This window comes from Spirillospora sp. NPDC049652 (assembly GCF_040675125.1).
Taxonomy (GTDB): Bacteria; Actinomycetota; Actinomycetes; order Streptosporangiales; family Streptosporangiaceae; genus Spirillospora.
The window spans coordinates 1-7193 of sequence record NZ_JBFAOF010000326.1 but is presented as its reverse complement, the minus strand read 5'-3'; the positions used below and the strand labels follow the sequence as shown (position 1 = coordinate 7193).

7 protein-coding genes are annotated in these 7193 nt (G+C 74.6%); 5 read left to right on the top strand and 2 right to left on the bottom strand.

Annotation, left to right across the window (positions count from 1 at the left end; translation table 11 throughout):
- The 3 genes from AB0J52_RS20945 to AB0J52_RS20935 form a co-directional block, all read left to right on the top strand.
- The coding region (locus AB0J52_RS20945; protein ID WP_500183326.1) for an NAD(P)/FAD-dependent oxidoreductase at window positions 1-759 on the top strand (759 nt) is incomplete at its 5' end.
- A 4-nt stretch (window positions 760-763) separates the two neighbouring features.
- Window positions 764-2302, top strand: coding sequence for a class I adenylate-forming enzyme family protein (locus tag AB0J52_RS20940; protein WP_500183324.1), 1539 nt, complete (start codon window positions 764-766; stop codon window positions 2300-2302).
- Between the two features lie 17 nt (window positions 2303-2319).
- Window positions 2320-3564, top strand: coding sequence for a cytochrome P450 (locus AB0J52_RS20935; protein WP_500183323.1), 1245 nt, complete (start codon window positions 2320-2322; stop codon window positions 3562-3564).
- 28 nt (window positions 3565-3592) lie between these two features.
- Here AB0J52_RS20935 and AB0J52_RS20930 read toward each other — a convergent pair whose 3' ends face one another.
- Window positions 3593-4399 (bottom strand): class I SAM-dependent methyltransferase, encoded by an 807-nt coding sequence (locus AB0J52_RS20930; RefSeq protein WP_500183322.1) that lies wholly within the window; start codon window positions 4397-4399, stop codon window positions 3593-3595.
- A gap of 137 nt (window positions 4400-4536) precedes the next feature.
- The gene (locus AB0J52_RS20925; RefSeq protein ID WP_500183321.1) at window positions 4537-5112 is read right to left on the bottom strand and encodes a TetR/AcrR family transcriptional regulator; all 576 of its coding nucleotides are present in this window, start codon (window positions 5110-5112) and stop codon (window positions 4537-4539) included.
- Between the two features lie 90 nt (window positions 5113-5202).
- On the opposite strand from AB0J52_RS20925, the gene AB0J52_RS20920 reads away from it, so the two are divergent.
- Together AB0J52_RS20920 and AB0J52_RS20915 are read left to right on the top strand one after the other, a co-directional pair.
- Window positions 5203-6657 (top strand): MFS transporter, encoded by a 1455-nt coding sequence (locus AB0J52_RS20920; RefSeq protein ID WP_500183320.1) that lies wholly within the window; start codon window positions 5203-5205, stop codon window positions 6655-6657.
- 137 nt (window positions 6658-6794) lie between these two features.
- Complete coding sequence (locus tag AB0J52_RS20915) at window positions 6795-7148, top strand: hypothetical protein (protein WP_500183318.1); 354 nt, start codon at window positions 6795-6797, stop codon at window positions 7146-7148.
- The last annotated feature ends 45 nt before the right edge of the window (window positions 7149-7193 follow it).

The window sequence follows — 7193 nt, the reverse complement described above, 5'->3', positions numbered from 1 at the left end:
GTCGGCGTGGACGTCGAGCTGGTCGACCCGGCCGAGGCCCGCAGGCGCAACCCGCTGATCAGTCCGGACCTGCCGGTGGTGGCGGCGGCATGGTCGCCGCAGGCGTACGTCTCCGACACCGCCGCCATCGTCGCCGGATTCGCCCGGGCAGCTCGGCAGGCGGGCGCCGGGGTCTTCTCCGGATGCCGGGTGACCGGCGTGGACACCGTCACGGGCCGTGTCGACATCGAGGGCGGCCGGGCCGTCACGGCCGGGACCGTCGTCTGCGCCGCGGGCGCCTGGTCGGCTCCGATCGCCCGGATGGCGGGGGTGGACCTGCCGCTGCCCGAGCCGGTCATGCAGGAACTGCTGACCGCCGGTCCCCTGCCGGGCGCGACGGACATCCCGATCACCCTGCACGCCGCCAGCGGACTGCTGGTCCGCCGCCGCGGCGAGGGCCTGCTGGTCGGGATGGGGTACCCCGGCCCCGACCAGGCCGACTGGCGCGCCCGGGTGGCCCGGCAGCTCGCGCTCACCTACCCGGTCCTCGCCGGGGCGCGCCTGGAGACCGCCTTCACCGGCGTCCGGGACGCCAGCCCCGACCGGACCGCCTTCATCGGCCGCGCGCCGGGCGACACGCCGTTCCTGTACGCGGCCGGCTTCTCCGGGCACGGCCTGTGCGTCGCCCCCGCCGCCGGGCAGATCGTCCGCGACCTGTACCTCGGCCGGGACCCGGGCATCCCGGTCGCCAAGCTGAACGTGTCCCGGCGGACGGGGTGAGGCGATGACGGCGAGGCCAGAGGACGGCAGAGGTCTCGGACGGGCCGTCATCGCCGGGCTCCGCTCCGCGGGCGCCCGCGACGTGCTGGTGTGCGGAACGCGTCGCCTGTCGGGCCACGCCGTCCTGGCGATGGCGGCGGCCGGCGCGCACACGCTCACCGCGCGCGGCGTGCGGCCCGGCGACGCGATCGCCTCCCTGTACGGGGACCGGGCGGAGTCGGCCGTCGGCAGGGTCGTGGCGTTCCTGCTGGGCTGCGCCTACATCCATGTCTGCCCGGAGACGCCGGTTGAGGCGGCCGCGCGCGGGATGAAGGCGCTGGGCGCGCGCGTCCTGCTGTACGAGCCGTCGCGGAAGGCGGAGGCGGACGCGCTGCTGGCCGAGCATCCCGCGCCGATCGTCCACCGGCTCGCCCAGACGGCGCAGGACCCGGACGGGTTGTTCGCCTCCGACGTGCGGCAGCCGGTGGTGCTCGATCCTCCCGATCCCGACGCGACGGGCCTGGTCGTGTTCTCCAGCGGCACGACCGGCGAGCGCAAGGCGGTGGCGTACAGCCACCGCGCCGAGGCCGCCCAGTTCCGGACGGCGCAGGCGCTGTTCGGACCAGGGCCGTGGCGGTTCCTGGTGACGCCCGCGCCCCGGTACCTGCCCGACCTGGTCGCATGGTGGACGCTGGCCGGCGGCGGCGCCGTCCACCTGCAGCCCGACCGCCGGCCGGAGCGAGTGGCCGCCGCCGTGCGCCGCGCGCAGGTGACGCACCTGCTCGCCGGCCGGCCGATCGACCTCTACGCGCTCACCGAGCACCTCCAGGCGTCCGGCACCCGGCTGGAGAGCGTGAGGCTGGCGGTGTACGGCGGCGCGGCCGCCGTCCCGGCCCGCACCGCGCGGGCGCTGGAGCTGCTCGGGCCGGTGCTGACGCAGAACTACGGCACCAGCGAGGGCGGGTTCATCACCGCGCTCTCCCCGGCCGAGCACGCCCGGCCCGAACTCCTGAGCAGCGCGGGCCGCGCCGTCCCCGGCGTCGAGTTGAGCGTCCGCGACCAGCGCGGGACGGCGCTGCCCGCCGGTGAGGTCGGCGAGGTGTGGGTCCGTTCCCCGCAGCGCATGCGGGGCTACCTCGCCGACCCGGAACGCACCGCCCGCGTTATGCACGACGGCTGGCTGCACACCGGCGACCTGGGACGGCTCGACGAACAGGGCTTCCTGTTCCTGGTCGACCGGGTCGAGGACCGGCTCCCCGGCGGGATCTACTCTCATCCCATCGAGCACGTCCTGGCCCGCCATCCGGCGGTGGTGGAGGCGGCCGTGTTCACCCTGCCGCACCCGGTCGAGCCGCTCCTGGCGGGTGTCGTCGTCGGACGGGACGGACACCGCCTCGACCCCGGGGAGCTCCGCCTGCTGGTCCGCGAGACGCTGGGCAGGCGCTGCGAGCCGCGGCACCTGTGGTTCGTCGACCGCATCCCTCGCACTCCCGCCGGCAAGCCCGACAAGGCCGCCCTGCGCCTCCGCTACCAGAGCGGGACCGGCGGCCCGGCGCCGTCCTGACCGAGAGGACCCGGACCGTGACCGATGACGCGTGCGGCCGGTACGTCATCAATCCGGCCGCTCCCGACGTCCACGCCGACGGCGTGCGGCTGAGGAGGGCCGGCCCGCTGGCCCTGGTGGAGGTGGAGGGGACGGTGGCGTGGGCCGCCGCCCGACACGACTCGCTGGAGGCCGTCCTCACCCATCCGGACCTGTCGCGGGAGGTGCGCCACTGGGACGCGGCGGCCCGGGCGGCGGCACGCCCGCGGTCCACGATCGGCCGGATGGCGGCCGACACCTCGCTGATCAACACCGAGGGCGTTCGCCACCGGAGCCTGCGGAGCCCGCTGGCACGAGCCTTCTCCCCGCGCCGGATCGAGGCGCTGCGGCCGGGCATCGCCGAGATCGCCACGGGCCTGCTCGACGAGCTCACCGAACGGTCCGCCGGCCCCGCCGATCTCCGGGCGCGGTACGCCTACCCGCTCGCCCGGGACGTCATCTTCGAACTGCTGGGCGTCCCGCGTCCCCTGCGGCCCGCGATCCACGAGCAGTTGGAGACCGCCGCGAGGACGGGCGGCGCGCCCGGCGCGGTGAGCGCCGCACGCGCCCGGCTGCGCGACCTGCTCGGGGAGGTCCTGCGCCGGCGGCGAAGGGCGCCGGGCGAGGACCTGATCGGCGACCTGATCGCCGCGCGCGGCCACCACGGGCGCCACCGGGACGGTTCGGAGCCGCTCGCCGAGGACGTGCTCGACACGCTGGAGCTGCTGCTCGTCGCCGGGCACGTGACCACCGTCAACCTCGTCACCAACGCCGTCCGGGCGCTGCTCACCATGCCCGGCCAGCGGGAGTCGGTGTGCGGCGGGCACCGTCCGTGGAGCGCGGTGGTGGAGGAGTGCCTGCGCTGGGACGCGCCCACGGCCTACCTTCCGATGCGCTACGCGGTGCGCGATCTGGAGATCGGCGGCGTCCGGGTGCACCGGGGCCAGGCCGTCCTGGCGTGCTACGCGTCGGCGGGCCGCGACCCGGGCCGCTACGGACGCCGGGCCGACCGGTTCGACCTGGCCGCCCCGCCCGAGGAGCACCTGTCCTTCGGGCGCGGGCGGCACTTCTGTCTCGGAGCGTCCCTGGCCAGGCTGGAGGCGCGGGTCGCCTTGGCGGAACTGTTCCGGGCGTTCCCGTGCCTGTCGCCGGCCGAGCGCCCGGACCGGCTGCCTCCCCTGGTCTCGGTGCTGGGCAACAGCGTCAGCGCGCTGCCCGTGCTGCTCGGCGAACGGAGGCGATGACCCCCGCCCGCGTCCTCCGGTCGGTCCGCTAGCTGGACGGCGACCGGACCGGCTGGGCGAGCACGTACTGGAACGGGTAGTCCACCAGGCTGCCGTCCGGGAGGCGGATGTCGGAGGTGTAGGTCTCGTGCCCGGCCTCGACGACGTGCCAGCCCGCGTCCCGGAACAGGGCGGCCAGGTCGTCGATCCTCTGCAGGCTCAGGCCGGCCCGTCCGACGTCGGCGACGCGGTCGGGGGCCTGCCCGTGCCGGGCGATCAGGGTCCGGCTGCGGGACCCCTGCCCCAGGTGCGCGCCGTCGTGGCGGACCTCGATGTCGAAGACGCGTCCGCGACGGCCGGTCAGAGTGGCCAGGGCACGCAGCGCGGCGGGCCAGGTGTGGGGCGGCATGGCGTGCAGGACGCCCCGCATGTGCACGTTGGCCTCCCCCAGCCGGTGGGCGAGCCGCTGCGCGCCGTCCTCGTCGGACAGGTCCAGCACCTCGTACTCGACGTTGGACGCCCCGGGATCCTGGCGGGCTCGTGCGATCGCGCTGGCCGAGACGTCCAGCCCCATCACCCGGTCGTAGTGCCGGGACAGGTGCCGGGTGAGCCTTCCGTCTCCGCAGCCCATGTCCACGAGGGGCAGGTCGGCGGGCAGAGCCTGCTGCATGATCGCCAGGTACGGCACCGGCGTCTCGCCGGAGGCCGCGTTCCAGGGAGGTTCGGCGAGCTCGCCCCGGTCCACCTGGTGCCAGTAGTTCTCCCAGGCCGTCCCGCTGTTGACCACCGCGCCGCCGGTGCCCCCGCCGGTCCCGGCCGGGATGCCGCCGGTGGTGGGCGTGTCGTTGGAGGTCATCGTCGCTCCCCTGTCTCGGTGCCGGGAAAGGACGCGGGCGGCGTCGGCCCGCACCCATTCACACTAGGTTGCGAGACAGCTGCGGACAGTGATGGTTCGAATGAAGGTGAGCGCCTTCTCACCCTGGCGGCCAGGGATCAGGCGCGCCCCAGCAACCGGTCGACCAGGCCGGCGATGTAGTCCGGGGTGAGCGGGCCCGCGCCGAACAGGACGCGGATGTACATCGGGGCCATCACGTGGTCGAGCACGTCCAGCGCGTCGGGCGGGTTCTCGCCGCGCTCGGCGGCGCGGTCGAGCATGGCCTGCATGAGCCGGGCGCGCTCCGCGAGGAAGTCGTCACGCGCCCGCAGCCCCCGTTCGCCCCGGTTCGACAGGGCGACGACCAGGCGCAACACGGCCAGGCCGTCGGATCCGGTGATCTCGCGCGCCACCTGCGCCGCATAGGCGTGCAGGTCACCGGCCAGGCTCCCGGTGTCGGGCATCGGCGACTGCGCCTTCAGCCGCGTGAGCGCCACGTCGATGAGCAGCGCCTCCAGAGTGCCCCACCGGCGGTAGACGCTGGTGTCGGCGACGCCCGCGCGCGCCGCGACGTCCCCGACCGTGAACTCGCCGTAGCCGCGCTCGCCGACCAGGTCCGTGACGGCCTGGTGCACCGCCGCGCGGACACGGGCGCTGCGCCCGCCGGGCCGCCGAACCGGCGTTCGTTCCTCCATGCGCCCCACCTTAGCGCAGCCCGCAGTTGCGTTTAGAGCCTCGGCCGTCTAGGTTCCTAACGCAGTAGAGACCTGCTTTAGGAGAACATGATGACGTCTGCACCGCCGGTGGCCGCGCCGAACCCGGCGGCCGCGCCGAATCGGGCGGCCCTGCTCACGGTGACCTGCCTGGGGCAGTTCATGGTGCTGCTCGACAACACGATCGTCGGGGCGGCGCTGCCCGACATGCAGGAGCGGCTGCACACCCAGCTGACCGGGCTGCAGTGGATCGTCGACGCCTACGTGCTGCTGGTCGCCATGCTGCTGCTGTCCGGCGGCGTCTTCGCCGACCGCTTCGGCCGCAAGCGGATGTTCCTGGCCGGCGTCGTGGTGTTCACCGCCGCGTCCGTCCTGTGCTCCGCCGCGCCCTCGATCGGCTGGCTGATCGCCGGGCGGGTCCTGCAGGGCGTCGGAGCCGCGGCGTTGAGCCCTGCCTCGCTGGCCCTGCTCGCCGCCGCGTACCCGGTTCCGCAGGAGCGGGTCAGGGCGATCGGACTGTGGGCCGGATTCAGCGGCATCGGCCTGGCCGCCGGACCCCTGGCCGGCGGCGTCCTGGTCGAGGCCTTCGGGTGGCCCGCGATCTTCCTGGTCAACCTGCCCGTCGGCGTGGTCCTTCTGGTCGCCGGCCTGCGCACGCTGGGCGAGTCCCGCAACCCGAACGCGCCGGCGATCGACGTCCCGGGGACGGTCCTGTCCGTCCTGGGCGTCGGGGCGCTGACCTACGGGCTGATCGAGGGCGGCTCCCGCGGCTGGACCGCGCCGGTGATCCTCGGCAGCTTCGCCGCCGGGGCCGCGATCCTCGCCGTCTTCCTGGTCGTCGAGGGGCGGGTCGCGGCTCCGATGCTGCCGCTGCGGCTCTTCCGGCAGCGGCTGTTCACGGTCTCCAACACGGCGATGGTCGTGGTCGGTTTCGCGCTTATGGGCTCGTCGTTCTTCTTCTCCCAGTTCTTCGTCTACGTCCAGGGCAGCTCGATCCTGCGGGCCGGGGTGCAGACCCTGCCCGCCACGCTCGCGATGGTCGTCGTCAGCCCGTTCGCGGGCCGGCTCGCCGCCCGGCACGGCTTCCGGATCATGGTCACCGCCGGGCTGGCGCTCGCCGGGCTGGGCCTGCTGGCGCTGGGCTACGTGCACGCCGACACCGGCTACGCGAACGTGTGGTGGCGGCTGGCCGTCGTCGGCATCGGCTTCGCCCTGACCATGTCCCCGCTGACCGGCGCCGCCATCCAGTCGGTCAGCCCGCAGGAGGGCGGCCTGGCGTCGGGCGTCAGCAGCACCACCCGGCAGATCGGCGCGGTCCTCGGCGTGGCGGTGCTCGGGGCCGTCGTCCGCACCCGGCAGTCCGGCGGCGCCTCCTTCGAGCAGGGGCTCGACAGCGCCTTCCTCGTCGCCGGCGTCGTCACGCTGGCCACGGCCGTGCTCACCGGCCTGTGGCTGACCAGGAGCACGGAACCGGCACCGGCCGCGAGCCCGGCCCCGCGCGTTCCCGAGGACACCGCGAGCCACTGACGCGGCGAGAGGTTGGCGGCTGGCCGTCGCCTCCCGGACCGGACGCCTCCGCGGTCCCGTGATTGACTCCGCCCCGAACAGGGAAACTCACTTTCTGTAGTCATTCTGGTGACAGAAAGTGAGGTAGAAGGATGCCGATGAGGAAACGCCGGATCGCCGCCGTGGCCGCCGCCCTACCGGTGGCGGCCGCGCTGACCGCCGGAGCGATGGCCACCGGCACGTCCGCGCGCGCGGCCACCGACCCCGATCCGAAGTGCCCACGCGACGACGAGATCTTCTTCTCCAAGCTCAAGAAGTGCGTGGTCCCCGACGACGACCCGACCAAGCGCCGGGCCCTCCCCGCGGAGGGCCACTCCTGCCTCTGGGTGTCGGGAGTGGGCTTCATGGGCCGGGTCAGCGCCAGCGCCCGCACCTACAAGGACGGCGAGAGCGACTGGAGCTGGCTCGGCATCAAGTGGACCTGCCGCGACGGTGAGTGGATCAGAGGCTGAGCCCCGGCCTGGCCGCCCACGCCCCACCCGCCGCCCACGGAGCCC

Coding starts and splice junctions, on each gene's coding strand:
- AB0J52_RS20940 (WP_500183324.1), top strand. CDS start 764: ATGACGGCGAGGCCAGAGGACGGCAGAGGTCTCGGACGGGCCGTCATC.
- AB0J52_RS20930 (WP_500183322.1), bottom strand. CDS start 4,399: ATGACCTCCAACGACACGCCCACCACCGGCGGCATCCCGGCCGGGACC.
- AB0J52_RS20925 (WP_500183321.1), bottom strand. CDS start 5,112: ATGGAGGAACGAACGCCGGTTCGGCGGCCCGGCGGGCGCAGCGCCCGT.
- AB0J52_RS20920 (WP_500183320.1), top strand. CDS start 5,203: ATGACGTCTGCACCGCCGGTGGCCGCGCCGAACCCGGCGGCCGCGCCG.
- AB0J52_RS20915 (WP_500183318.1), top strand. CDS start 6,795: ATGAGGAAACGCCGGATCGCCGCCGTGGCCGCCGCCCTACCGGTGGCG.